Source organism: Streptomyces sp. NPDC048584, from assembly GCF_043199595.1.
GTDB classification, from domain to species: Bacteria; Actinomycetota; Actinomycetes; order Streptomycetales; family Streptomycetaceae; genus Streptomyces; species Streptomyces edwardsiae.
The window spans coordinates 528,636-554,041 of sequence record NZ_JBICWF010000002.1; the positions used below are offsets into that span (position 1 = coordinate 528,636).

The window sequence follows — 25,406 nt, forward strand, 5'->3', positions numbered from 1 at the left end:
CACCCGCCGGTAAGGACGTCAGCGGTCGTCTGCGTCACGCCCCGGCGGATGTTCCGCGCGCATCGCCGGGAAAGGGCCCTGATGGTCCTTGTGCCCGTTCTGTCGCCCCTCCATGTCCTTGACCATGTCCTGGAGCTCCGAGCGGATCCAGTCCCGGGTGGCGACCTCGCCGAGCCCGATCCGCAGGGCGGCGATCTCCCGGGTCAGATACTCGGTGTCCGCGATCGACCGCTCGTTCTGCTTGCGGTCCTGCTCCAGATTGACCCGGTCCCGGTCGTCCTGCCTGTTCTGCGCGAGCAGGATCAGCGGGGCCGCGTACGAGGCCTGGAGGGACAGCATCAGCGTCAGGAAGATGAACGGGTACTCGTCGAAGCGCAGCTCCTTCGGCGCGGACACGTTCCACACCACCCACAGGATGATGACGAACGTCATCCAGACGATGAACCGCCCGGTGCCCAGGAACCGCGCGACGCTCTCCGAGAGCCGCCCGAAGGCCTCCGGGTCCCACTCGGGCAGGATCCGCCGCCTGGGCGGACGCGGCTGGTCCAGACGGGGCGCACGCGGCCGCCCGGCCGCCGTGGCGCCCGCCGGTACGCGCTCCCGCACGCCCTCACGCTCAGGAGCCACCGGTCTCCACCCCCTCGTCGAGGTGGAACTCGGTCTCCCGCCAGTCGTCGGGCAGCATGTGGTCGAGGACGTCGTCCACCGTCACCGCGCCCAGCAGCGACCCCGACTCGTCCACCACGGGCGCCGCCACCATGTCGTACGTGGCGAAGAACCCGGCGACCACGGGCAGTGCCGCGTCCGGGTCCAGGGGCTGGAGGTCGTCGTCCAGGATCGATCCGACCAGCGTGTACGGGGGATCGCGCAGCAGCCGCTGGAAGTGCACCGTGCCCAGGTACTTGCCGGTGGGGGTCTCCTCCGGCGGACGGCAGACATAGACCTGCGCGGCGTGCGCGGGGGACAGGTCGGGCTCGCGGATCCGGGCGAGGGCGTCCGCGACGGTCGCGTCCGGCCGCAGCACGATCGGCTCGGTCGTCATCAGACCGCCGGCCGTGTGCTCCTCGTACGCCATCAGGCGCCGCATGTCGGCCGCGTCGGCGGGCTGCATCAGGCTCAGCAGCCGCTCCTTGTCCGCCTCCGGCAGCTCGCCCAGCAGGTCGGCCGCGTCGTCGGGGTCCATGGCCTCCAGGACGTCGGCGGCGCGCTCCTCCTTCAGCTTGCCGAGGATCTCGATCTGGTCGTCCTCGGGCAGCTCCTCCAGGACGTCGGCGAGCCGGTCGTCGTCGAGGGCGGCGGCCACCTCCGCGCGGCGCTTGGGGGAGAGGTGGTGCAGGACGTTGGCGAGGTCGGCGGGGCGCAGCTGCTCGAAGGTGGCGAGCAGGTTCTCGGCGCCCTGCCCCTGCTCCTCGAGGGAGAACCCGGTGACGGCGGACCACTCGACGGTCAGTGCCTCGCCCTTGCCGCGCCGGAACGCGCCGCCCTTCCTCCCCTTGCGCACGAACACGCGGTCGATCTCCCACTCGCGGCGGGCGGGCAGTTGATGCACCGACAGATCGAGGACGGTGACCTCCTCGTCGGTCCCCACCAGCGTCACCCGCCGGTCCAGCAGTTCGCCGAAGACGAGCCGCTCGGTGGGCCGCTGCTCGAACCGCCGCACATTGAGCACCCCGGTGGTGATGACCTGGCCGGACTGCACGGCGGTCACCCGGTTCATGGGCAGGAAGATACGGCGGCGGGTGGAGAGTTCGACCACCAGGCCGAGCAGCCGCGGCGGACGCCGGCCGGGCCGCAGGATGACGACCAGATCGCGCACGCGCCCCACCTGGTCGCCCGCCGGATCGAAGACGGCGACACCGGAGACATGCGAGACGAAGAACCGGGGAGCGCCCCCTGCCATGGCCGCCACTCCTTTCCCCGCGGGGTGTTTCGTTGCCGTGTACCGCCTGCTGCGTCTGTTGTTCGGATTGCCCGCTCGGGTGGGCTTCAGGCTAGCCCGTACCGATCATCCGTGCGTCGGTGGCCGGTCCGGACGGACTGGCTCCGCTCGGGTCTCCCGGCCCCGGTACTCTGCGGTACGCCGTTCAGGTCCCCCGTCAGAGAGGCAGCCCACCTGTGATTCCGATCTCCCAGGGCCGTTCCCGCAGGGCCACGCTGGCCGGCGCCGTGTGCGCACTGCTCGTGACGGGAACGGCGCTCACGGGATGCTCCGAGGATCCGAACGAGGGCACCAACGGCGTCGGCAGACTGTCCGCCGACGAGATCCAGGGCAGAGCCCAGAAGGCCGCCGCATCGGCCGGCACCGTACGGCTGCACGGCACCGTGGTCGCCGGCGAGCGTACCTACACGCTGGACATGCGGCTGAAGGAGCAGGGCGGTGTCGGCTCGCTCAGTGCCAAGGGGGAGACGTTCCGCCTGCTGCGCGTCGACGACGAGCTGTATCTGAAGGCCGGGGCCGAGTTCTGGGGTCACGCGGACGACGAGTCCGACGGCAGGACGGACGCGGCGGCGGCCGGCAAGCTCGCCGAGAAGTATGTGAAGGTGCCGCAAGCCGACCCCTCGTACAAGAAGTTCATCGGCTTCACGGAGAAGAACGTTCTCCTCGACGGTCTGCTGACCCTGCACGGCAAGCTGGCCACGGACGGCCACCACGAGCAGTCGGGCGTCCGCACCATCCGCGTCACCGGCGACGACGGCTCCGGCGGCACCCTGGACGTCTCGCTCGAGGGCCGGCCGTACCCGGTCCGGCTGGTACGCGCCGGCAAGGCGGGCACCCTCACCTTCTCCGACTGGGGCACCGACTTCGACCTGAAGAAGCCGGCCGAGGACGAGACCCTGGACTACGGCCGGCAGCTCCCGACGTCCTAGCCCCGCCGCTTCTTCCTCTTGAACAGCAGCCGGGGCAGGCCCGCCGGGACGGGGTGCCGGGTCGTGGCCGGGGTGGGCAGGGGAGCCTCGGCCAGGGAGTCGTCGGGGAGCGGGGCGGTCGTCCCGGTCGGCTCCAGACGCAGGACGCGGCACTCGCGGGCCCAGCGGCCGGTCATCGCCTCGCCGTCGGGTGCGTTGAGCCGCTTGCCCTTCAGTTCGGCCACCGTCGCCGTCCACCGCTCGGAGCCGGACGGCAGCTCGACGACCCGCGCGGTCCAGGAGACCAGCCGGCCGCCCTTGTCCTTGCTGCGGACCGTGACCTCGGCGGACGCGCCGTCGGCCAGCCCCGGCAGCGGCTGCTCGCCGGGCCCGTCGCCGATCACGCACGCGGCGCCCTCGTGCCACACGTGCCACAGCGCGCGGGCCGCCGCGCCGGGCCCCCTGACCCAGACGAGGCCGGACTTCTTCGTGGCCTCCTCGATGAGGGCCCGGTCGAGCAGCGCACTTGTCATGGGTCCAGCCTATCCAGGGACCCTCAGAGCCAGCCGTTGCGCTTCAGTGTCCGGTGGATGCCCAGGCACATGCCCACGGTGATGCTGAGGACCAGCGGATAGCCGTACCTCCAGTGGGTCTCGGGCATGTGGTCGAAGTTCATCCCGTACACCCCGCACACCATGGTCGGTACGGCGATGATGGCGGCCCACGAGGTGATCTTCCGCATGTCCTCGTTCTGCGCCACGGAGGCCTGCGCGAGGTTGGCCTGGAGGATGGAGTTCAGCAGTTCGTCGAAGCCGATGACCTGCTCCTGCACCCGCGCCAGATGGTCGGCGACATCCCGGAAGTACTTCTGGATCTCCGGGTCGACCAGCCGCATCGGCCGCTCGCTCAGCAGCTGCATCGGGCGCAGCAGCGGTGCCACGGCCCGCTTGAACTCCAGTACCTCACGCTTGAGTTGGTAGATCTGCCCGGCGTCCGTACCGCGCGGGGTGCCCTTGCGGCCCGGCGAGAAGACCTCCGTCTCGACCTCGTCGATGTCGTCCTGCACCGCGTCGGCCACCGCGATGTAGCCGTCCACCACATGGTCCGCGATGGCGTGCAGTACCGCCGAGGGGCCTTTGGCCAGCAGCTCGGGGTCGTCCTGGAGCCGGTGCCGCAGGGCCCGCAGGGAGCCCTGTCCGCCGTGCCGGACGGTGATGAAGAAGTCCCGGCCGGTGAAGCACATGACCTCGCCGGTCTCGACGAGCTCGCTGGTGGAGGAGAGCCGGTCGTGGTCGATGTAGTGGACGGTCTTGAACACCGTGAACAACGAGTCGTCGTAGCGCTCCAGCTTGGGCCGCTGATGGGCCTGGACGGCATCCTCCACGGCCAGCGGGTGCAGCCCGAACTCCCGGGCGATCCCGGCGAATTCGGCCTCGTTAGGCTCGTGCAGACCGATCCACACGAAGCCTCCGTCGCGGCGCACCAGCCGCATCGCCTCGTGCGGGGTGAGCGGGCCGCCCTCGGACGGGAGGCGGCGGCCGCCACGGTAGACGGCGCAGTCGACGACCGCGGTGGTCGTCGCGGGGTCGCGGGTGGTGTCGTACGGGCCACTCTCCTTGCGCAGCGGGATGCGGGAGGAGGGACGGACCACGGCGCGCAGGTCGCGGATCATCGACATGGCGGGCTCCTTCGCGGACAGGCAACGAAAGGCGCCGGTACGACGGATGGAACAACCCGGAATGAGGACGTCCTGGACTGCGGATGTTTGGCACGTCCACAAAGCGGGGAGCACCGCACCGTCGCGGTGGCGAGGTTCGTCGCTGATACAGCTACTGGGGCAGATCAGGCGGAACGAAACAAAGTGCTCTTCCGATGAAGACGCGCGGACGAAAGGCGGGAGCCAGACAGGAGCAGCTGCCTCAGCGGGCGGAAGAGCGGGTGCTACTGCACGGTCGACTTCGGTCCATGCCAGCCCCACCTCCTCCGGTCGGTCCCTCGTGAGGGACGATCCACGATCCCTTCAAGGGATCAACCCCTTTGAACAGGGGTCCTTACAGTGTTCGGGACGACCGGACGCTTCTGCGTGCTGCCCGAACCACCGGCCAAGCGTATCAGCCGACTGCCGTGTCAAGGCTCCGCTTTGCCCGCCGCTGACGAGTTCTATGCTCGCCGCATGGCTGATGTTCTTCCTCTGGTCGAGGCCCGGTTGCTCACGGCGCTGGGCGAACCGGACGCCCGCGCGGCGGTCACCTTCCTCGGCACCGACCGCATCGAGGTACTGCGCTTCCACGAGGGCGACATCGTGCGCTACGCCACCCTCGGTATGTCGGCGCAGCCCATGGCCGACCCCACGTCGGTGATCGCGGACCCGGTCGAGGGCCCCCGTGTCGAGCTGCTGCTCTCCGTCCGGGCCGGCGGGGCCGACACCGACAAGGTGCTGCGCCCGCTCGCCGTACTCGCCGCCTCCCCGCAGGTCGAGGGCGTGGTCGTGGCCCCCGGCGCCTCGCTCGACGTGGGGGAACCGCTGTGGCCCGGTGCCCCGTTCACCTCGGTGCTGGTCGCCGAGCCGGGCGGACTGGTGGAGGACCTGGAGCTCGACGAACCCCGCGATCCCGTACGGTTCCTGCCGCTGCTGCCGATGACCCCGAACGAGGCCGCCTGGAAGCGGGTGCACGGCGCCCAGGCCCTCCAGGAACGCTGGCTGAACCAGGGGACGGATCTACGGGATCCGTCCCGGCGGCCGGTCCCGCTGGACTGACGTCCATGGCCGGAAGTCGCCGCCCCGTGGGGCCGTGACTTCGGCGGACAGGTGCGCCGGGCGGGTGATCGTCCTTGACGTGGCGCGGTGCGGGTAGGACCGTGGGGCCCTATGAGGGGCGAACCCAGTTGCCCGAAGTGCGGTGGCCGGGTCAGGGCTCCCGGCCTCTTCTCGGATGCCTGGCAGTGCGCTGTGCACGGCACGGTGCACCCGGTGCAGCCCGTGATACCGCCGAGCGTCGAGGCCCTCGAAGTCGTCGTGCACCGCACGAAGGTGCCGGTGTGGATGCCGTGGCCGCTGCCGGTGGGCTGGCTGTTCACCGGTGTGGCCTGCGCGGGTGACGACCGCAGCGGGGGCCGGGCGACCGCCGTCGCGTGCACCGGGCCCGGACCGCTCGGCGGCATGGGCGAGCTGATCCTGGTCGCCGAGGAACTCGGCGTGGGCCTCGGCGCGCGGTACGCGGGCCTCGACGCCCCGGACCCGGGACCGTACATGAACGTCGAGAAGCCGCCGCAGGCCAAGGTGCTCGCGGCGGGCCGGCCGACCCCGCTCTGGCATGTCGCCAAGACACCGGACGACCGCGCGGTCTTCGCCGGCGAGGCGCTCGGTATGTGGCTGTGGGCGGTGGTGTGGCCCGAGCAGTCCGGGCTGCTGATGTACGACGAACTGGTCCTCACCGACCTGCGGGACGCCGGCGCCGAGGTGGAACTGGTGCCCTGCGGAGCACTGTCCCCACGTCTGCTGGAGACCCCCTAGGGCCTGCCCGGCGGGTCGTGCCGGGGTCGCGGGGTCCGGCACGCGCCCCACCGCCTGACGGGCGGGAGGTGCCCCGGCCGCGTCGTCGGTCGCCGGCACTGCGCGGCTGCCCTGCCGGGGTTCGTCCGACTCGATCCGCCGGACAGGCCCTGGCCACGGTAGGGGGCGCACGGTGGGTTCGGGTGTGACAAGAGGTGTCCGGGAATCCGGTTATCCTGAAGCGTCCCCGTCCGTCCGTCACCGCTTGGAGTCATGCGTCGTGCGTATCGATCTGCACACCCACTCCACCGCGTCCGACGGCACGGACACCCCGGCCGAGCTGGTCCGCAAGGCGGCCGCCGCCGGTCTCGACGTCGTCGCCCTGACCGACCACGACACCACCCGCGGGCACGCCGAGGCGCTCTCCGCGCTCCCGGCGGGGCTCACCCTGGTCACCGGGGCGGAACTCTCCTGCCGGCTCTACGGCATCAGCATGCACATGCTGGCCTACCTCTTCGACCCGGCGGAGCCCGCGTTCCTCGCCGAGCGCGAGCTGGTCCGGGACGACCGGGTCCCGCGCGCCCAGGGCATGATCGCCAGGCTGAACGAGCTGGGCGTACCCATCACCTGGGAGCAGGTCGCCCGGATCGCGGGCGACGGTTCGGTGGGCCGCCCGCACATCGCCAGCGCGCTCGTCGAGCTGGGCGTCGTACCGACGGTGAACGACGCCTTCACCCCGCAGTGGCTGGCCGACGGCGGCCGGGCGCACATGCCGAAGCACGAGACCGACCCCTTCGAGGCGCTGCGGCTGGTCAGGAACGCGGGCGGCGTCGCCGTCTTCGCCCACCCCGCCGCGAGCAAGCGCGGCAGGACCGTGCCGGAGTCCGCGATCGCCGAACTGGCCGTGGCCGGGCTCGACGGCATCGAGGTCGACCACATGGACCACGACCCCGACACCCGGGCGAGGCTGCGCGGCCTGGCGAAGGAGCTGGGGCTCCTGACGACCGGCTCCAGCGACTACCACGGCAGCCGGAAGACCTGCGTCCTCGGCGAGTTCCTGACGGACCCCGAGGTGTACGGCGAGATCACGCGGCGCGCGACCGGCGCGTTCCCGGTCCCGGGGGCCGGCGGGGCCTGAGGCCCGAACTCCGCGCCGCCCCTTCCCCTCCGTACCTCCAGCAAGGCAGTCATGCTCGACGTCGCCGTCTTCGGCTCTCTCTTCCTGACCCTTTTTGTCATCATGGATCCCCCTGGGATCACGCCCATCTTCCTCGCCCTGACCGCGGGCCGGCCCGCCAAGATGCAGAAGCGGATGGCCTTCCAGGCCGTCTGTGTGGCCGGTGGTGTGATCACCGTGTTCGGCCTGCTCGGCCACCAGATCCTCGCCTATCTGCATGTGTCGGTGCCCGCCCTGATGATCGCGGGCGGGCTGCTGCTCCTGCTGATCGCGCTGGACCTGCTCACCGGCAAGACCGACGAGCCCCAGCAGACCAAGGACGTCAACGTCGCGCTGGTCCCGCTGGGCATGCCGCTGCTGGCCGGGCCCGGCGCCATCGTGTCGGTCATCCTCGCCGTGCAGAAGGCCGACGGTGTCGGCGGGCAGCTCTCGGTGTGGTCGGCGATCCTCGCCATCCATGTGGTGCTGTGGCTGGTGATGCGGTACTCGCTGCTGATCATCCGGGTCATCAAGGACGGCGGCGTGGTCCTGGTGACACGCCTGGCGGGCATGATGCTCTCCGCGATCGCCGTGCAGCAGATCATCAACGGCGTGACCCAGGTGATCCGGGCCGGCTGACCCCATACGTGCGCGGAGCCCCCGTACCGATGGCGGTACGGGGGCTCCGGGGCGTACGCGGCTCCGAGGCCGGCCCGTGTGGCCGGCGTCCCGCGTGCCGCGCGTTATGAGGCCGGTGTGTCGGCCGGGCGGATCCACAGGCGCTGTCCGATGGCGGCTGCCTGCTGAACGATGCGGTTGACGGAGGCGGCGTCTACGACGGTCGAGTCCACGGGTGTGCCGTCGACGTCGTCGAGTCGCATGATTTCGAAGCGCAAGGGGCTTCTCCCTTCGTCTGGTCATCCTCCTGAGGAGAACTACTCGGTGGGTGGCGCACCGGCCTCTCGGGCCCGTGTTCCATCGATTCCAACGGGATGCGGGAAGCAATCATTCCCTACGCTAAGGAAATTTTTCGATCGACTAAATACTGAGCAGTAAGGGTTTCGAAGGAGACCGACCGGGACCGGTTGTGTTCGTAGCGTGACCAACGGGAGAATGGAGGCGATGAACGAAGACCTCACGGCCCTGCAAGCCCGTATCGACCGCACGAACGAGCTGCTCCAGCGCATGCTCGCCGAGGTGGCGAAGACGCCCTCGACGCACGCCATCTTCGTCGACGCGGGCTATCTGTACGCCGCCGCGGGGCGCCTCGTGGCCGGGACGGAGGACCGCCGGGCCTTCGACCTCGACGCCGAGGGACTCATCGACGCGCTCATCGACCGCGCCCGCACCATCTTCGCGGACAGCAGGCTGCTGCGGGTCTACTGGTACGACGGCGCCAGGCGCCGCATCCACACCGCCGAGCAGCAGACCATCGCCGAACTCCCCGACGTCAAGGTCCGCCTCGGCAACCTCAACGCCAACAACCAGCAGAAGGGTGTCGACTCCCTGATCCGCACCGATCTGGAGTCACTGGCCCGGCACCGCGCCATCAGCGACGCGGCCCTGCTCGGCGGCGACGAGGACCTGGTCTCGGCGGTCGAGGCGGCCCAGGGGTACGGCGCCCGGGTCCACCTCTGGGGCATCGAGGCACCCGAGGGCCGCAACCAGGCGGAGCCGCTGCTCTGGGAGGTCGACAGCCAGCGCACCCTCGACCTGGACTTCTTCAAGCCGTACGTCTCCCGGCGCACGGCGCCGCCGTACGAACCCGCGTCGGGCCGGCCCACCCGCGAGGACGTACGGTTCGTCGGCGCGCAGATCGCCGCGAAGTGGCTGGTGGCGCGGGGCCGGGACACGCTGGTGGAACTGCTGCCCGGCCATCCCTATCTGCCCGGCTCCGTCGACCAGGACCTGCTGGTGGAGGCGGAGGGGCTGCTGCAGTACTCCCTGCGCGGCCAGGCCGACCTGCGGCGCGCCCTGCGGGACGGATTCTGGGACCACTTGCAGGCGCAGTACTAGGGCCTGTCCGGCAGGATCCGCCGGACAGACCCTCATGGGGTTGCCGCGAGTCCGTCCCAGAAGTCGGCGAGGGCGTGGGCGGTGGGCCCGGGGCGGTCGGCGTTGGGGGAGTGCTCGGCGCCTTCGACGACGGTGCGGTGTGCCTTCAGGCGCCGGGCCATCCCGTCGAGGTCCGGTACCGGCCAGGTGTCGTCGCGCTCTCCCGAGAGCACGTGGAACGGCAGCGGGACGGCGGCCAGTTCGGCGACCCGGTCGGGCTCCGTGCACAACTGGCGTCCGGTGGCGAGCAGTTGCGCGGGCCTGGTGCCCAACCAGCGGCGGCGCAGATGCTCGTGTCCGCCGAGCCCCCGTGCCGGACCGCCCACCTCCTCCGGCGGGCCCATGGCCAGGACCGCCTCCCAGCACTCCGCCATCGACAGCACCGCGAGCGCGTCCCGCAGCAGCTTCACGCGCTGCTCCTGGGAGTCGGAGATCCGTGCGGGGCCGGAGGAGACGAGCGTGAGCGAGCGGAAGGGGAAGTGGTCGAGGAGGGCGGCGGCACGGGCGATCTGGCCGCCGAGGGAGTGCCCGACGAGGTGCACGGGCGCCCCGATCGCGTGCGCCTGTGCGAGCACGTCCCGCGCCAACACGCCCTGCGTGTAGGCGGCTTCGTCGTGCTCGGGGCCGTCCGACTCGTACTGGCCGCGTCCGTCCACGGCGACGGTGCGGTAGCCGCGTGCGGCGAGCGGCGCGTGCAGCAGCGCGAAGTCCTCCTTGCTGCCGGTGTATCCGGGCAGCAGCAGCGCGACCCCTTTCGCCGCGCCGGGGGCGGTTGCCGGCACGTCCACGACGGCGAACTCCCCGCGTGAGGTGCGGAGTCGAGTGGAGGGGGAGGAGGGGGTCACGGGGTGAGGGTAGCGGGTGCGCGGACGCCGACGGCCCGGCCCCCACGGGTGGGGACCGGGCCGTCGGCGGTTTGGCGCGTCAGCCCTCCGCGGACTCCGCGGCGGCTGCCGTCTTCCGGGTGCGGCGGGGCTTCGTCTCCGTCTCCGGCTCGGCGGCGACCGCCGCCTTGCGGGTACGGCGGACCTTCGGCTTGGCCTCCTCCGCGACCTGCGCGGGGATCTCTGCGGTGACCTCGGTCTTCTTGACCGCGGTCTTCCGCGTACGGCGCGGCTTGGCCTCGGCCTCCTGGGCGGTCTGCGCCGGGATCCCGACGGCGAGAGCCGCTTCCGGCTCCGCCTCGGCGACCTTGCGCGTCCGGCGACGGGGCGCGGCCTCGGCGGTGTCGACGGCGGCTTCGGCCTTCTTGGTGGCCGCGGTCTTGCGGGTGCGGCGAGGCTTGGCCTCGACGCTCTCGGCCACCTCGGTGCCTTCGACGGTGTCCACCGCGGCTTCGGCCTTGACGGCCGCCGCCGTCTTGCGCGTACGGCGCGGCTTGGCCTCGACGGTCTCCTCGGCGGCGGCTTCGTCGGCCTTCTTCGCGGTGGCCGTCTTCCGGGTGCGGCGGGGCTTGGGCTCCGTCGCCTCGACCTGACCGGTGCTGCCTTCGGCGGTGTCGACGGCGGCTTCGGCCTTCTTGGCGGCCGCGGTCTTGCGGGTGCGGCGGGGCTTGGCCTCGACGGCCTCCTCCACCGTGTCCACCGCTGCCACTTCCGCCGTCTCCACCGGCTGCGCGGTCTCCGTGGCCTTGCGGGTGCGGCGGCGACGCGGCTCGGCGACCGGGGCCTCGGGCTCCGTGATGACGGGGGCCTCGGCGACCACCGTCGTCTCCTCGGCGACCGGCGTCACCGGCGCCGTGTCCGCAGCGCCCTTGCGCGTACGGCGGCGGCGCGGCTTGTCGGACGTCTCGGACGCCGTCTCGGGGGCGTCCACCGCGGCGCGCTCCGCCGTGCCTTCCGCCGTGTCGACGGCGGTCTCCGCCGCCTCCACCACGGCCGGTGCACCGGCCGGCACTCCGCCGCGCATACGGCGACGGCGGCGCGGGGTGCGGGCGGCGGCCGTGTCGGTCTCCGCCTCGCCGGCGCCTTCGGCGGCCGGGCTCACGGGCTGCTGCGCGGCCTCGTCCGGCGTGGCGCCACCCCGCGTACGGCGACGACGGCGCGGCGTACGCGTCGAGGTCTCCCGCTCCGCGGAACGGGAGGCGTCGCGCCCGCCCCGGCCACCGCGCCCACGCGGTCCACCACGTCCGCCCGGCTCGCCCAGGTCCTCGAGCTCCTCCGCGTCCAGCCCGGCGCGCGTACGCTCCGAGCGCGGCAGGACGCCCTTGGTGCCCTCGGGGATACCGAGGTCGGAGAACAGGTGCGGGGAGGTGGAGTACGTCTCCGGCGGGTCGCCGAAGCCCAGGTCCAGCGCCTTGTTGATCAGCTGCCAGCGCGGGATGTCGTCCCAGTCGACCAGCGTGATCGCCGTACCCTTCGCACCCGCGCGGCCGGTGCGGCCGATGCGGTGCAGATACGTCTTCTCGTCCTCGGGGGACTGGTAGTTGATGACGTGCGTCACGCCTTCGACGTCGATGCCGCGGGCGGCGACGTCGGTGCAGACGAGCACGTCCACCTTGCCGTTGCGGAACGCGCGCAGCGCCTGCTCACGGGCGCCCTGGCCGAGGTCGCCGTGGACCGCGCCGGAGGCGAAGCCGCGCTGCTTGAGCTGGTCGGCGAGGTCGGCGGCGGTGCGCTTGGTGCGGCAGAAGACCATGGCCAGGCCCCGGCCGTCGGACTGCAGTATCCGCGCGACCAGCTCGGGCTTGTCCATGTTGTGCGCGCGGTAGATGAACTGCGTGGTGTTCGCGACCGTCGCGCCCTCGTCGTCGGGGGACGTGGCGTTGATGTGCGTCGGCTGCGACATGTAACGCCGGGCCAGACCGATCACCGCGCCCGGCATGGTGGCCGAGAACAGCATGGTCTGGCGCCTGGCGGGAAGGAAGTTGATGATCTTCTCGACGTCGGGCAGGAAGCCCAGGTCGAGCATCTCGTCGGCCTCGTCGAGGACGAGGGCCTTCACGTGCTTGAGGTCGAGCTTCTTCTGCCCGGCGAGGTCGAGCAGCCGGCCCGGGGTGCCGACGACCACGTCGACGCCCTTCCGCAGCGCCTCGACCTGCGGCTCGTAGGCCCGGCCGCCGTAGATCGCGGTGACGCGCACATTGCGCACCTTGCCGGCGGTGAGCAGGTCGTTGGTGACCTGCGTGCACAGCTCACGGGTGGGGACGACGACCAGCGCCTGCGGCGCGTCGGTGAGGTCCTCGGGCTTCGCGCGTCCCGCCTCGACGTCGGCGGGGACGGTGACGCGCTCGAGGAGCGGAAGGCCGAAGCCGAGCGTCTTTCCGGTGCCGGTCTTGGCCTGGCCGATGACGTCCGTGCCCGACAGGGCCACGGGGAGCGTCATCTCCTGGATGGGGAAGGCGGTGATGATGCCGACGGCCTCCAGGGCCTCGGCGGTCTCGGGGAGGATCCCGAGCTCTCGGAACGTCGTAGTCAGGGTGCTGCCTCTTCTGTGTACGCGGTGCGAGGCGAGCGCGGGGGTCGAGTAGGGACCGTGCCGGGGACGTCGGCTGCCAGATGGGCCATGCCATAGGACACGGGACCACTGCCGACGCTCGAGCGCTCGTACCGCTGAGGGTCCCCCTCCGGAATCCGTACGCCGCGTGGCGTACGGCAGGGAGGGCTGTCGGGTCGGAGCCGATCGGGCTTACGACCGGGCATCCTCATACATGCGGCCCGTCGAGAACGTCAGAGTGCTCAGCAGGCGCATTACCACCATACCCCGGATTGGCGCACACGCCATGGCCGATTCGGTCACGTAGTCGTCGTCACACTGATCGGACAGGGCCTTCCGGGGCCTGACGGGCGGGCTATTGTGCGCTCCATGACGAGCTCTGACACGCCTGACAACGCCTCCACCGGACACACCGGCGTCGCCGCCACGGACTGGTCGGCGGCGTCCGCCGATCCCCAGTACCGCGCCGCCGTCGTGGATCTGCTCGGCGCGCTCGCGTACGGGGAGCTGGCGGCGTTCGAGCGGCTCGCGGAGGACGCCAAACTGGCGCCCACGCTGGCGGACAAGGCGGAGCTGGCGAAGATGGCGTCGGCCGAGTTCCACCACTTCGAGCGGCTGCGCGACCGGCTCGCCGAGATCGGCGAGGAGCCGACGCTCGCGATGGACCCGTTCGTCGCCGCGTACGACGGCTTCCACAAGCAGACGGCGCCCTCCGACTGGCTGGAGGGGCTGGTCAAGGCGTACGTCGGCGACTCCATCGCCAGTGACTTCTACCGGGAGGTCGCGGCCCGCCTGGACGCCGACACCCGCGCCCTGGTGCTGGCCGTCCTCGACGACACGGGCCACGGCGGTTTCGCCGTCGAGAAGGTCCGCGCGGCGATCGACGCGGAGCCCCGAGTGGGCGGCCGCCTCGCCCTGTGGGCCCGCCGCCTGATGGGCGAGGCCCTCTCCCAGTCCCAACGCGTCGTGGCCGACCGGGACGCCCTGTCGACGATGCTCGTGGGCGGCGTGGCAGACGGCTTCGACCTGGCCGAGGTGGGCAGGATGTTCTCCCGCATCACAGAGGCCCACACGAAGCGCATGGCAGCCCTGGGCCTGGCGGCATAAAGGGCGCGAGGCTCAAGGGGCGCGAGGCTCAAGAGGCGCGGCGCTCAAGGGGCGCGGGGCTGTACCGATGTGCGGCTCCGCCGCGTGGGCGCGAACGGGGGTCTGGGGGCAGTGCCCCCAGGGACGGGACGGGAAGGGGCGGCGGGGGCGAAAAACCAAGCCGCCCCCCAAGCACCGAGGGCCGCGCGACCACAGGGACGCCGCATGACGGGTTGCAGCCAAGGCAACCCTGCCGACGACGACCGCTCACGCGGTAGCGGACCGCCCCAGCCTCCCCGCCGGCCGCACCAGCAAGGACAGAGACGCCACGGACACCACCGCGGCCCCCACCAGCACCGCCGCCAGGCTCCCCGCATCCACCGCCGTATTCACCAGAAACGCCCCGAACAGGGCCCCCGCCACCCCCGTAGGCACCACCAGCACCCGCGCGGGCAACCGATGCGGCAGCCGACGCACGGCCACCCAAGCCAGAACCAGGCCGACGATCGCGGAGCTGAACGCTTCCAGGAGCACGGGGTCCCTCCCAATGTGGCCGGCCATGTCGGTCGTACCCCGTCTTACCCCTGACCTGCGGAATCCAATCCCCCCTGTGGACGATCTGTGCGCCGTCCGTGAACACGCGAAGGGCCCGGCGGTACGACACCGCCGGGCCCTTCGACATCCGGTCTTCGCTACAGCGCGCCGAAGCCCACCTTGCGCGGGGCCGGCTCGCCGATCTCGATGTAGGCGAGACGGTCGGCCGGGACCAGGATCTTGCGGCCGTGCTCGTCCACGAGGCTCAGCAGCTGCGACTTCCCGGCCAGCGCCTCGGCCACCACGCGCTCGACCTCCTCCGCGCTCTGACCGCTCTCCAGAACGATCTCGCGGGGCGCGTGCTGCACGCCGATCTTGACCTCCACGGCTATGTCCCTCCGACGGTCAGTGAAGTGCGCGACCTTCCGCGCCGTACCAGCACACATTAGCCCGGTGAAGGGACGTACACGTTGCGTCCCCTCCACGCCAGAAGCGAACAGCCGACGGGAACAAACAGCCGCCGACGGATCAGTGGTGCTGTTCGTTGCCGTGCAGCGGGAAACCGGCGATACCGCGCCAGGCCAGCGAGGCCAGCAGCTGCACCGCCTGATCGCGCGGGACGCTGCGGTCGCTGTGCAGCCAGGACCGCGCCACCACCTGGGCGAGGCCGCCGAGCCCCGAGGCGAGCAGCATCGACTCCGCCCGCGACAGGCCCGTGTCCTCGGCGATCACATCGCAGATCGCCTCCGCGCAGTCGTTGGTCACCTTGTCGACGCGCTCCCGAACGGCCGGCTCGTTCGTCAGGTCCGACTCGAAGACCAGACGGAACGCGCCGCCGTCGTCCTCCACGTACGTGAAGTAGGCGTCCATGGTGGCCCGGACGCGCTGCTTGTTGTCCGTCGTCGACGCCAGAGCGTGCCGCACCGACTGGATCAGGGCCTCGCAGTGCTGGTCCAGCAGCGCGAGATACAGATCGAGCTTGCCCGGGAAGTGCTGGTAGAGCACCGGCTTGCTGACGCCCGCGCGCTCGGCGATGTCGTCCATCGCGGCCGAGTGATAGCCCTGTGCGACGAAAACCTCCTGGGCGGCGCCCAGCAGCTGGTTCCGCCGGGCCCGGCGCGGCAGGCGTGTACCCCTCGGGCGTACCGCGTCTGTCTGCTCGATGGCTGTCACGCCGCCTCCCATTGTCGTCCTCGTGCGGTGTGAGCCGCGCCGCCATCGTACTTTTCGGTAACCGTGGTGTGCGCGGTGAGAGCGCAGAATTTCACGGACCGGACGGCGGCGAAAGCCATACGGACGGTTTCAAAAGATGTCAGAGCGGGCAAGAAGCGCCCTCCTCACGGCTCGGTGACATCGCTCCACGACGTCCCGGCCTGCGCGTCCGTCACCGGTAGTCGTCCTCGTCGAGGGAGACGATCCGGGCCTGTTCCGCCAGGTCCGCCTCGTTGGCGCGGTCCGGGTCGGCTTCCGTCAGCGGGTCGTCGCGGTCCGGCCGCACCTCCGCGCGCTGCTCGGCCGTATCGACCCGGGGCGCCTCGACATCGTATTCCTCGCCCTCGTGTACGTCCTCGTCCTCCGCGAACGTCTCGGGGTCGGTCGGATCCACGGCCATGCTGGGCTCCCTTCCTGCGAACGCCCCCGGAGCATGCAGGGGCTCTGTACGGGTGCCCTGTCTACGAGCCTAGGAGACACCCGATGTGGACGCCATGCGATCCGCGACCGGAAGGTGACGGGGGAGCGCACGCCGGAGCCCGCTCCTGCGGGGCACGCGCCTCGGGAGCGCTGCACCGGAGGAACCCGCGCCTGAGCAACCCCGCCCCGTGACGCCTTGTGACGGCGAACACATGAACCCGTACGTGATCGTCTCGTAACATTGCCGCATGTCTTCGACCGAGCTGCCGCCCGTGCCGCCCGCAACAGTGCTCCCCAGAGTGGCGCCGGTCAGGGTCGCGGAGGGTGAGCGGCTCGGCTCGGTGGAGCTGCCCGGGGTCACGCTGTCGGTGCGGTCGCGGCCACCCGCGCGGGAGGGCCTGCCACCCGCCCTCTATGTCCACGGGCTCGGCGGTTCCTCGCTGAACTGGTCGGCGCTGATGCCGCTGCTGGACGACGTCGTCGACAGCGAGGCCGTCGATCTGCCGGGGTTCGGCGACTCCCCGCCGCCCGACGACGGCGACTACTCCATCACCGCGCACGCACGCGCGGTGATCCGCTATCTCGACGCGACCGGCCGCGGCCCGGTGCACCTCTTCGGCAACTCGCTCGGCGGCGCGATCACCACCCGTGTCGCAGCCGTACGGCCCGATCTCGTCCGCACCCTCACGCTGGTGTCACCGGCCCTGCCGGAACTGCGGGTGCAGCGCACCGCCGTCCCCACCGGACTGCTCGCGGTGCCCGGCATCGCCCCGCTGTTCACCCGGATCACCCGGGAGTGGACGGCGGAACAGCGCGTCCGGGGCGTCATGCAGCTCTGTTACGGGGACCCCGCGCGGGTGACGCCGGAAGGGTTCCGCCATGCCGTGCAGGAGATGGAACGGCGGCTGCGGCTGCCGTACTTCTGGGACGCGATGGCACGCTCCGCGCGGGGGCTCGTCAGCGCGTACGTCCTGGGGGGCCAGCAGGGACTGTGGCGCCAGGCCGAGCGCGTGCTCGCGCCGACCCTGCTCGTCTACGGCGGCCGGGACCAGCTCGTCGGCTTCCGCATGGCCCAGCGTTCGGCGCGCGCCTTCCGGGACTGCCGGCTGGTGACACTCCCGGACGCGGGACACGTCGCGATGATGGAGTACCCCGGGACGGTGGCCCTCGCGTTCCGTGAACTCCTCGCGGATGCAACGGAATCGGTGGTTGAGGGGGATACTGGTGTGCCGGGCGCGCAGGGCGCTCCGGGTCCGCCCGCCGGTACCGGTGGGGGGACCACCGCCGAGAACTTGAGGGGCTGAGGCGCGACGTGGGACGCCACAGCCGCCGCGGACCCGCCCCGAAGGGCGACAGCGCGGACAAGAGCGGCCGTCCGGCACCGGGCGGCTCGTCGGGATCCGCGCAGGCCGGCAGGCCGCCGCAGCGGACGAGCGGGCTCCCGCCGCAGCAGCAGCGGCCGCCCCAGGGGTACGGGCCCCCGCCGGTACACGGCGACGGGGGGTACGGGACTCCCGCGGGCGGAGTGCAGCGTCACCCGGACGGGACTCCCGCCCACGGCGTCCCCCGCCTCCCCGACGGCCGGCTTCCGGACGGAACCCCGGCGCACGGCTTCCCACGGCTTCCGGACGGGACTCCCGCGCGTGGTGTTCCCCGGTACGCGGACGGGACTCCCGCGCGTGGTGTTCCCCGGTACGCGGACGGGACTCCCGCGCGTGGTGTTCCCCGGCTGCCCGACGGAACCCCGGCGCACGGCGTACCCCGGGCCCGTGGCGGGCATCCCGAGCAGCGGGAACCCGGGGGCGGCTGGGGGACGTTGGACGGTCGTACGGCCGGCCGGCCCGGGTACGGCACGCCGGCGGGCCCGACCGCGCCCCTCCCGCGACAGCGGCAGGCGCCCCCCGGAGCACCGCGCCAGGACTACGTCGACGCCTTCGGCGAGGACACGGACCTCTTCTCCCCCCGCACTCCCGCCGCCCCGGACCCCCGCACCGCCGTCACCGACTGGAGCGGCGCCCCGTCCACCGGCATCCCCTCCGACCGGGACGGCGACGACACGCCGCCGATGGGCGAGCCCGCGCCGGCCAAGGGCGGCAAGGGGCGCGCCTTCACCGGGATCGCTGCCGCCGCCGTCACCACCGTGCTGGCCGTCGTCGTCGCCGGCCAGGTCGCCGACGAACGCGGGGGCACCGACGTACAGGCACAGTCCACCGGCGACCAGGCACGCGACGTACGGGACTCCGCCTCGCGCGGGGACGACCGCGAGACACCGTCCGCGCCGGGCGCCGCGCCCCTGACGTACGCGCAGAAGATGGACAGGACGTATCCCGTCAGCGCCGCGCGCGGCGGCACGGGGAAGTTCGACGCCATCCCCGGCATCGCCAAGGCGCCGGGCAAGGGCGAGAAGATCACCTACCGGGTGGATGTGGAACAGGGACTGGACCTCGACGGCGCGCTCTTCGCCGAGGCGGTCCAGAAGACGCTCAACGACAACCGCAGCTGGGCGCACAACGGCGCGCGCGCCTTCGAGCGCATCCACTCCGGACAGCCCGATTTCGTCATCACCCTGGCCAGCGCGGACACCACCGCCGAGTGGTGCGCCAAGTCCGGCCTGGACACCACCGAGGACAACGTCTCCTGCGACTCGGCGGCCACCGAACGCGTGATGATCAACGCGGACCGCTGGGCGCGCGGATCGGAGACCTACGGCGACGAGATCCACGCCTACCGCCAGATGCTGATCAACCACGAGATCGGCCACCGCCTGGGGTTCAACCACGTCACCTGCGACAAGGACGGTGACCTGGCCCCGGTCATGCAGCAGCAGACCAAGTTCCTCGACCACGACGGAATCACCTGCCGCCCGAACCCATGGGCGTACCCCGAGAGCTGATCGCCTAGCGCGGCGAAACGCGCCCCGCGCGGGAAAGTCACGCGCGTTCACCCCTTCTGGTGGTGTGATGGACAACCGTCCATCACGCCACCCCCTTGTCCGCATACGTTCGTACCGATGTGAGCCGTCGGACCAACGGCGGCTCCCCACACGGGAGATCGGGGGTGCACACGTGCGCATCGGACTGCTTACGGAGGGTGGCTATCCGTACGTGGGCGGTGAGGGCGGGCTTTGGTGCGACCGCTTGGTACGCGGACTGGACCGGCACGAGTTCGACGTCTACGCGTTCAGCGGCGACGAGGCCCAGGAGGACGCGGGCTGGGTCCCACTGCCTCCCCAGGTGAGCAGGGTCCACACCGCCCCACTGTGGACCGCCGAGGACGACGGTGTGGTGTACGGCCGCCGCGCACGCCGGCGCTTCGCGGAGCACTACGGCGAACTCGCCGCCGTTCTCTGCGCCGCGACGGGCCCCACCATCCCCGGCACCCGGCCCGCGACGTCCCAGGCGGACCGTTTCGCCACCGCTCTGCGGGGCCTCGCCGAACTCGCCCGCGACGAAGGCGGTCTGGTGGCCGCACTCCGCTCCGAGACGGCCGTACGCGCCCTGGAGCGCGCCTGTCGTACGCCGGGTGCCCAGCGCGCCGCGCGTGAGGCGCGCGTGCCGGATCTGCTGTCCGTCGCCGCGCATCTGGAGCGCGCCCTGCGCCCCCTCTCGCTCGACTGGTACGAGGAGGACGGACTCGGCGCGGTGGACCTGTGCCACGCCACCGCCGGCGGGCTGACCGCCCTTCCGGGCCTGCTCGCCCATCACTTCTTCGGCATCCCCCTCCTCGTCACCGAATACGGCGTACGCCTGCGCACGCACTACCTCACCCGCCCCGACGCCTCCCCCGCGGTCCGCTCCCTGCTCGCCGCCTTCCACGGCAGGCTCGCCGCCGAGACCTACCGCCGGGCCGCGTTCGTCACACCGGGCAACACCCACGCCCGCCGCTGGCAGGAGCGCTGCGGCGCCGACCGGGAGAAGCTGCGCACGGTGTACCCCGGCATGGACGCCGCGCCCTTCGCCGAGGCCGGGGAGTCCCCGGGGCGCGCGGACCCGCACACCCTCGTCTGGGTCGGCCGGGTGGAGCCCGCCAAGGACCTGGTCTCCCTGCTGCACGCCTTCGCGGAGATCCGCAAGGAGGAACCCGGGACCCGGCTGCGGATCGTCGGCAGCCCCTCGGATCCGGAGGGCGCCGCCTACCTCGGCCACTGCAGGGCACTGGCCGCCCAGCTTTTCCCGGACGAGGCCGACGGCCCGCACTCCGTGGGTGCGAACCCGGTGTCCTTCGAGGAACTCGGCGGCCCGGGCCTGGACACCACCGCCGACGCGTACGCCTCCGGCGCGGTGACCGTCCTGTCCAGCGTCGTCGAGGGCTTCCCGGCCGGCCTCGTCGAGGCCATGTTCTGCGCTCGCGCGACGGTCTCCACGGACGTCGGCGCCGTCGTGGAGGCCATCGGCGGCACCGGTCTCGTCGTACCGCCGCGCAATCCGCGGGCGCTCGCCGAGGCGTGCGTCTCCCTGCTGCGCGACCCCGAGCGCCGTGCACGCCTCGGTGCCGCCGCGCGCGCCCGCGCACTCGAGCTGTTCACCGTCGAGCAGAACGTCTCCGCCTTCCGCGGCATCTACCTGGAGATCGTCGCCCGGACCCCGGTCCGCCGGCTCCTCCTCGACGGCACCGGCGACCCCCTGCCCTTCGCCACACCCGCCGAGGCCCACGTGCCCGGTCACTGGACCGACCCCACCCCGCGCGCCGTCCCCGGGTGGGCGGCCATGGACACCCCGGTACCCGCGACGGAGACAGCCCGATGAACGACCTCGGCGCACTGCACCACAGCACTCGGCCCGGCGCGGCGGACCCGGTCAAGGCGCTGCTGCACCGGCACCGCGACCTGTGCGAACAGGCGGTGGACCCGCTGGAGATCGCGGCGGGCCTGGAGGCCCACGGCATCACCGACCGCACCGCGGCCCGCTTCCGCCACCGCGACGTGTTCTCCCTCGCCGAGGAGCTCTACGCCCGCGTGTCCCGCGACGACGCCGCCCCCAGGCCCGCCCCGGCCACGACGACCCCCCGGACCGGCGCCGCCCGGACCGTCCTCGTCCTCCTTGTCCTCCTTCCCGGCCTTCCCGGCGCTCTCTGCGCCGCGTCGGCCGTCGCCCTGCGCCTCACCCACGGCGAGGCCCGTGTCTACACGGCGGCGGGCGGCGTCCTCGCCGTCACCCTCGCCCTGCACGCGGCCCTGCGCCGAGGCCCGCTGAGCGCCCGGACCGAGATCCCGGCCCACTCCTCGGCGGCGTCCTGGACCTGCTGGCTCATCGCCTACACCCTGCTGGGCGACGGCCTGCTCCGTACGGCGATCACCGGCGGCCCCGACGGCCTGCCCGACGGCACGGCGGCGGGGGACTGGCCCCTCACCGTCGCCCCGGTCGTGGCGCTCGCCCTGTCCTGCGCCCCCGCCGCCTGGACGGCCCACATCCTCGCCGCCCGGGTCCGCCGCAGGCTGGAGTCGAGCCGTGGCCTGGAGGACTTCGCGGCATCCGTACGGCCCCTGCTCATCGCCCTGTTCGCCCTGTTCCTGGGGGCGGTGGCCGTACTGGTCACGGCGACCTCCGCGCTGCTCGACGAGCCCCTCGCCCTCCCCTCGACGCTCGCCCTGGGCGGCCTCCTGTTCCTGGCCCGCCTCCTCACGATCCACGGCTTCGCCCACGCCCCGAAGGTGATCCTCACCCTCACCGCCGCCGCCCAGCTGACGGCCCTGGCCACACTCTTCACGGCCCGCCTCCCCGGCTGCGACGCCCTGGCCACCCCGCTCCAGACCCTGAGCACCTACTGGAGCCCAGCCGCCCTCCCCACCCTCACCTGCGGAGCAGCGTCCCTGCTTCTCCTGATCCACACCACCCGCAAACTCCCCCAAGCCTCAACCCACATCCCCCCGGAACCACCCCGGTGAGACCCACACCCCTACCCCTACCCCTACGCGCAGCCGCCCTCTGTCCTCCGCTCTCCGCTCTCCGCGGGCAGTCGTGCTGCTGGGGCGGCGCGGGCGCGACGGCTCCCCGTTGTCGCCGGGCTGCGCAACACCTCCCGGCCCACCCTCACGAGGGGGCGCCCCGCGAACGCCGGGCCGCGGTCACCGACGACCCGGCCCCGCCCCCGACATCAGGCGCTCGCGCCACAAGCCCGCACACGAAGGAGAACCCCGCAATGACCACCCCGGACGCCGAAGGAGCCGCCCGATGAGAGTCCTCCTGATCGGAGCCAATGGCTACCTCGGCCGCTTCGTAGCCGACCGCCTCCTCGCCGACCCCGCGGTCCAGCTCACCGCCCTGGGCCGAGGCGACGACGCCGACGTCCGCTTCGACCTCGCCACCGGCAGCCCCGGCGCCCTCACCCGCTTCCTTGACGCCGTGCACCCCGGCGTAGTCGTGAACTGCGCGGGAACCACCCGAGGCGGCGCCCGCGAACTCACCCGCCACAACACCGTCGCCGTCGCCACCGTCTGCGAGGCCCTCCGCCGCAGCGGCTGCGGCGCACGGCTCGTACAGATCGGCTGCGGCTCCGAATACGGGCCCAGCCAGCCCGGCTCGTCCACCGCGGAGGACGCCGTCCCCCGCCCCGGCGGCCCGTACGGCGTCAGCAAACTCGCCGCCACCGAGCTCGTCCTCGGTTCCGGCCTGGACGCCGTGGTCCTGCGGGTCTTCTCACCCGTCGGCCCCGGTACCCCCGCCGGCTCCCCTCTCGGCCGCCTCGCCGAGGCGATGCGCCGCGCCATGCAGTCCGGCGACGCCGAACTGAAACTCGGCGGTCTCGGCGCACAGCGGGACTTCGTCGACGTACGCGACGTCGCCCGCGCCGTCCACGCCGCCTCCCTCTCCGCAGCGCAGGGCGTCATCAACATCGGCTCGGGACGGGCCGTCCGCCTCCGCGACGCCGCCGGAATCCTCGCCCGAGTGGCCGGCTACGGCGGCGCCCTCAACGAACTGGACGGCCCTCCGCACCCGCACGCACCCCACGCCGCCTCCCACCCCGCCCCCACCCTCCGCGCCACGATCGGGCACCCCCGCCAGGACTCCGACCACCACCCCGGTACCGCTCCCGTCGCCTTCCCGTACCCCGACGGCTGCGGCAGCTGGCAGCAGGCCGACGTCCGCACCGCGCGCGACCGCCTCGGCTGGCGCCCCCGGATCAATCTCGAGGAGTCCCTCGCCGACATCTGGATGGAGGCGGCATGCCGTATCTGACCAGCGTCAAACCCGGCACCGCCATCACCGGCGTCCGCACCGGCGTCGGTGTCCCCGGCCTCGCCCACCCCCTCGTCGCCCCGGCCGAGTGGAACGAACTCACCCGCCCCGGCACCCCTCTGCACTGGGTCGTCCTCGATGTGGCCGACGGCCCCGGCAGCCGGCCCGACCCGCACTGCCTCGAAGCGGCCGGCCGCCTCCGCAACACCGGTGTCCGCGTCCTCGGCCGCCTCGACACCGCCTACGGCCTGCGCACCTTCGCCGAGGTGATCGCGGACGCCCACCGCTTCATCGACTGGTACCAGGTCGACGGCTTCCTCCTGGACCGCTGTCCCGCCGACCGCGCCGCACTCCCCGAGGTCCGGAGCACCGTCACCACACTCCGGGCCCTCCACGACGCCCACATCGTCCTCGGCCACGGCACCCATCCGTACCCCGGATACGCCGAACACGCCGACCAGCTGGTCACCTTCTCCGGCCCGTGGAGCGACTACCGCTTCTCGCAGACGGCGGAATGGACCGCCGACCACCCGCCCGAACGCTTCTGCCACTTCGTACACGGCGTGCCTCGCCCGCACCTCGACGAGGCCCTGCGCATCGCCCGCTGGCACGGTGCCGCGACGATCTACTTCACGGACCACACCCACGACAGGAACCACCGGGCCCGCACAGCCCCGTGGGAACCGCTGCCCGGCTACTGGGACGACATCGTCTCGCGGATCGGAACAGGTGTCTCGGAATGAAAAAGGCCATGGCACTGTTAAGCGGAGAACAACCGTAGTGATCGTCCGACCAACGGAGTCCCCGTGTCGTTGCCACCCCTGGTCGAGCCGGCCCCCGAGCTCACCGTAGACGAGGTCCGCCGGTACTCCCGCCACCTGATCATCCCCGATGTGGGCATGGACGGGCAGAAGCGGCTGAAGAACGCCAAGGTGCTCTTTGTGGGCGCCGGCGGCCTGGGCTCGCCCGGTCTGATGTACATGGCCGCGGCGGGCGTGGGCACGCTCGGCATCGTGGAGTTCGACGAGGTCGACGAGTCGAACCTGCAGCGCCAGGTCATCCACAGCCAGTCCGACATCGGCCGCCCCAAGGCCGAGTCCGCGCGGGACACGATCAAGGGCATCAACCCGTACGTGAACGTGGTCCTGCACGAGGAGCGGCTCGAAGCCGACAACGTGAAGGACATCTTCAGCCAGTACGACCTGATCGTCGACGGCACGGACAACTTCGCCACCCGCTACCTGGTCAACGACGCCTGCGTGCTGCTGAACAAGCCGTACGTGTGGGGCTCGATCTACCGCTTCGACGGCCAGGCGTCGGTCTTCTGGTCCGAGCACGGCCCCTGCTACCGCTGCCTCTACCCGGAGCCCCCGCCCCCCGGCATGGTCCCCTCCTGCGCCGAGGGCGGCGTCCTGGGCGTGCTGTGTGCGTCCATCGGCTCCATCCAGGCCAACGAGGCGATCAAGCTCCTCGCCGGCATCGGCGAGCCGCTGGTCGGCCGGCTCATGATCTACGACGCCCTGGAGATGCAGTACCGCCAGGTCAAGGTCCGCAAGGACCCCGACTGCGCGATCTGCGGCGACAACCCGACCGTCACCGAGCTCATCGACTACGAGGCCTTCTGCGGCGTCGTGTCCGAGGAGGCGCAGGCGGCGGCCGTCGACTCCACGATCACCCCCAAGCAGCTCAAGGAGTGGATCGACGAGGGCGAGAGCATCGAACTCATCGACGTCCGCGAGCCGAACGAGTTCGAGATCGTGTCCATCCCGGGTGCCCGCCTGATCCCCAAGAACGAGTTCCTCATGGGCAACGCCCTGGAGAGCCTGCCGCAGGACAAGAAGATCGTCTTGAACTGCAAGACGGGCGTCCGCAGTGCGGAAGTCCTGGCCGTCCTGAAGTCCGCGGGCTTCGCCGACGCCGTCCACGTGGGCGGCGGCGTGATCGGCTGGGTCAACCAGATCGAGCCGGAGAAGCCGGTCTACTGACCGAACCC

25 protein-coding genes are annotated in these 25,406 nt (G+C 72.0%); 14 read left to right on the plus strand and 11 right to left on the minus strand.

The features are described from left to right. Nucleotides 1-18 precede the first annotated feature (18 nt). Complete coding sequence (locus tag ACGFR9_RS06680) at nucleotides 19-627, minus strand: DUF1003 domain-containing protein (protein ID WP_393203575.1); 609 nt, start codon at nucleotides 625-627, stop codon at nucleotides 19-21. After that, nucleotides 617-1,900, minus strand: a complete 1,284-nt coding sequence (locus ACGFR9_RS06685; RefSeq protein ID WP_393203577.1) for a magnesium transporter MgtE N-terminal domain-containing protein — start codon at nucleotides 1,898-1,900, stop codon at nucleotides 617-619. Before ACGFR9_RS06685 ends, ACGFR9_RS06680 begins: the two co-directional genes overlap by 11 nt. 215 nt (nucleotides 1,901-2,115) lie before the next feature. On the opposite strand from ACGFR9_RS06685, the gene ACGFR9_RS06690 reads away from it, so the two are divergent. Next, nucleotides 2,116-2,868 (plus strand): hypothetical protein, encoded by a 753-nt coding sequence (locus tag ACGFR9_RS06690; protein ID WP_393203579.1) that lies wholly within the window; start codon nucleotides 2,116-2,118, stop codon nucleotides 2,866-2,868. Here ACGFR9_RS06690 and ACGFR9_RS06695 read toward each other — a convergent pair. After that, complete coding sequence (locus ACGFR9_RS06695) at nucleotides 2,865-3,380, minus strand: hypothetical protein (RefSeq protein WP_393203581.1); 516 nt, start codon at nucleotides 3,378-3,380, stop codon at nucleotides 2,865-2,867. The two genes, ACGFR9_RS06690 and ACGFR9_RS06695, sit on opposite strands and share 4 nt — an antisense overlap. Before the next feature lie 23 nt (nucleotides 3,381-3,403). Then, nucleotides 3,404-4,525: a magnesium and cobalt transport protein CorA gene (locus tag ACGFR9_RS06700; protein ID WP_393203583.1), complete on the minus strand. Its 1,122-nt coding sequence runs from the start codon at nucleotides 4,523-4,525 to the stop codon at nucleotides 3,404-3,406. A 495-nt stretch (nucleotides 4,526-5,020) separates the two neighbouring features. Between ACGFR9_RS06700 and ACGFR9_RS06705 the strand changes: the two genes are divergently transcribed. From ACGFR9_RS06705 to ACGFR9_RS06720, 4 genes are all read left to right on the plus strand, one after another. Then, nucleotides 5,021-5,605, plus strand: coding sequence for a suppressor of fused domain protein (locus ACGFR9_RS06705; protein ID WP_393203585.1), 585 nt, complete (start codon nucleotides 5,021-5,023; stop codon nucleotides 5,603-5,605). A 111-nt stretch (nucleotides 5,606-5,716) separates the two neighbouring features. After that, entirely contained in the window at nucleotides 5,717-6,361 is a 645-nt protein-coding gene (locus ACGFR9_RS06710; RefSeq protein ID WP_393203587.1) for a DUF6758 family protein, read from the plus strand. A 259-nt stretch (nucleotides 6,362-6,620) separates the two neighbouring features. Continuing rightward, on the plus strand, nucleotides 6,621-7,478 hold the full coding sequence (locus ACGFR9_RS06715; RefSeq protein WP_393203589.1) for a PHP domain-containing protein: 858 nt from the start codon (nucleotides 6,621-6,623) through the stop codon (nucleotides 7,476-7,478). Nucleotides 7,479-7,529: 51 nt separating this feature from the next. After that, nucleotides 7,530-8,135, plus strand: a complete 606-nt coding sequence (locus tag ACGFR9_RS06720; protein WP_030220086.1) for a MarC family protein — start codon at nucleotides 7,530-7,532, stop codon at nucleotides 8,133-8,135. Between the two features lie 104 nt (nucleotides 8,136-8,239). On the opposite strand, the gene ACGFR9_RS06725 is transcribed toward ACGFR9_RS06720, so the two are convergent. Continuing rightward, entirely contained in the window at nucleotides 8,240-8,392 is a 153-nt protein-coding gene (locus ACGFR9_RS06725) for a hypothetical protein (protein WP_106982064.1), read from the minus strand. 217 nt (nucleotides 8,393-8,609) lie between these two features. Here ACGFR9_RS06725 and ACGFR9_RS06730 point away from each other — a divergent pair, with 217 nt between their 5' ends. Beyond that, the gene (locus ACGFR9_RS06730; RefSeq protein ID WP_393204017.1) at nucleotides 8,610-9,512 is read left to right on the plus strand and encodes an NYN domain-containing protein; all 903 of its coding nucleotides are present in this window, start codon (nucleotides 8,610-8,612) and stop codon (nucleotides 9,510-9,512) included. Between the two features lie 32 nt (nucleotides 9,513-9,544). Here the strand turns inward: ACGFR9_RS06730 and ACGFR9_RS06735 are convergent, their stop codons facing one another. Both ACGFR9_RS06735 and ACGFR9_RS06740 read right to left on the minus strand, forming a co-directional pair. Then, complete coding sequence (locus ACGFR9_RS06735) at nucleotides 9,545-10,396, minus strand: alpha/beta fold hydrolase (protein ID WP_393203591.1); 852 nt, start codon at nucleotides 10,394-10,396, stop codon at nucleotides 9,545-9,547. 79 nt (nucleotides 10,397-10,475) lie between these two features. After that, nucleotides 10,476-12,875: a DEAD/DEAH box helicase gene (locus tag ACGFR9_RS06740; protein ID WP_393203593.1), complete on the minus strand. Its 2,400-nt coding sequence runs from the start codon at nucleotides 12,873-12,875 to the stop codon at nucleotides 10,476-10,478. Nucleotides 12,876-13,355: 480 nt separating this feature from the next. Here ACGFR9_RS06740 and ACGFR9_RS06745 point away from each other — a divergent pair, with 480 nt between their 5' ends. Then, nucleotides 13,356-14,093, plus strand: a complete 738-nt coding sequence (locus ACGFR9_RS06745) for a ferritin-like fold-containing protein (RefSeq protein ID WP_393203595.1) — start codon at nucleotides 13,356-13,358, stop codon at nucleotides 14,091-14,093. A 246-nt stretch (nucleotides 14,094-14,339) separates the two neighbouring features. Here ACGFR9_RS06745 and ACGFR9_RS06750 read toward each other — a convergent pair whose 3' ends face one another. The 4 genes from ACGFR9_RS06750 to ACGFR9_RS06765 form a co-directional block, all read right to left on the minus strand. Beyond that, complete coding sequence (locus ACGFR9_RS06750) at nucleotides 14,340-14,606, minus strand: hypothetical protein (protein WP_393203597.1); 267 nt, start codon at nucleotides 14,604-14,606, stop codon at nucleotides 14,340-14,342. A 158-nt stretch (nucleotides 14,607-14,764) separates the two neighbouring features. Then, nucleotides 14,765-14,992, minus strand: coding sequence for a DUF3107 domain-containing protein (locus ACGFR9_RS06755; RefSeq protein WP_030220063.1), 228 nt, complete (start codon nucleotides 14,990-14,992; stop codon nucleotides 14,765-14,767). Between the two features lie 142 nt (nucleotides 14,993-15,134). Beyond that, nucleotides 15,135-15,779, minus strand: coding sequence for a TetR/AcrR family transcriptional regulator (locus ACGFR9_RS06760; protein ID WP_030220059.1), 645 nt, complete (start codon nucleotides 15,777-15,779; stop codon nucleotides 15,135-15,137). Between the two features lie 211 nt (nucleotides 15,780-15,990). After that, nucleotides 15,991-16,218 (minus strand): hypothetical protein, encoded by a 228-nt coding sequence (locus ACGFR9_RS06765; RefSeq protein WP_393203599.1) that lies wholly within the window; start codon nucleotides 16,216-16,218, stop codon nucleotides 15,991-15,993. A gap of 268 nt (nucleotides 16,219-16,486) precedes the next feature. Here ACGFR9_RS06765 and ACGFR9_RS06770 point away from each other — a divergent pair, with 268 nt between their 5' ends. From ACGFR9_RS06770 to moeZ, 7 genes are all read left to right on the plus strand, one after another. Further along, complete coding sequence (locus ACGFR9_RS06770) at nucleotides 16,487-17,542, plus strand: alpha/beta fold hydrolase (RefSeq protein ID WP_393203601.1); 1,056 nt, start codon at nucleotides 16,487-16,489, stop codon at nucleotides 17,540-17,542. Between the two features lie 8 nt (nucleotides 17,543-17,550). Continuing rightward, nucleotides 17,551-19,131 carry a DUF3152 domain-containing protein gene (locus ACGFR9_RS06775; protein WP_393203603.1) on the plus strand — a complete coding sequence of 527 codons (1,581 nt, stop codon included), beginning with the start codon at nucleotides 17,551-17,553 and terminating at the stop codon, nucleotides 19,129-19,131. Between the two features lie 172 nt (nucleotides 19,132-19,303). Further along, the gene (locus ACGFR9_RS06780) at nucleotides 19,304-20,983 is read left to right on the plus strand and encodes a DUF3492 domain-containing protein (protein WP_393203605.1); all 1,680 of its coding nucleotides are present in this window, start codon (nucleotides 19,304-19,306) and stop codon (nucleotides 20,981-20,983) included. Then, nucleotides 20,980-22,122, plus strand: coding sequence for a hypothetical protein (locus tag ACGFR9_RS06785; RefSeq protein ID WP_393203607.1), 1,143 nt, complete (start codon nucleotides 20,980-20,982; stop codon nucleotides 22,120-22,122). Before ACGFR9_RS06780 ends, ACGFR9_RS06785 begins: the two co-directional genes overlap by 4 nt. A 286-nt stretch (nucleotides 22,123-22,408) precedes the next feature. After that, on the plus strand, nucleotides 22,409-23,413 hold the full coding sequence (locus ACGFR9_RS06790) for an NAD-dependent epimerase/dehydratase family protein (protein ID WP_393203609.1): 1,005 nt from the start codon (nucleotides 22,409-22,411) through the stop codon (nucleotides 23,411-23,413). Continuing rightward, nucleotides 23,401-24,156 carry a spherulation-specific family 4 protein gene (locus ACGFR9_RS06795; protein WP_393203611.1) on the plus strand — a complete coding sequence of 252 codons (756 nt, stop codon included), beginning with the start codon at nucleotides 23,401-23,403 and terminating at the stop codon, nucleotides 24,154-24,156. The genes ACGFR9_RS06790 and ACGFR9_RS06795 overlap by 13 nt, the downstream gene beginning before the upstream one ends. A 63-nt stretch (nucleotides 24,157-24,219) precedes the next feature. Continuing rightward, the gene (gene moeZ, locus ACGFR9_RS06800) at nucleotides 24,220-25,398 is read left to right on the plus strand and encodes an adenylyltransferase/sulfurtransferase MoeZ (protein ID WP_393203613.1); all 1,179 of its coding nucleotides are present in this window, start codon (nucleotides 24,220-24,222) and stop codon (nucleotides 25,396-25,398) included. The last annotated feature ends 8 nt before the right edge of the window (nucleotides 25,399-25,406 follow it).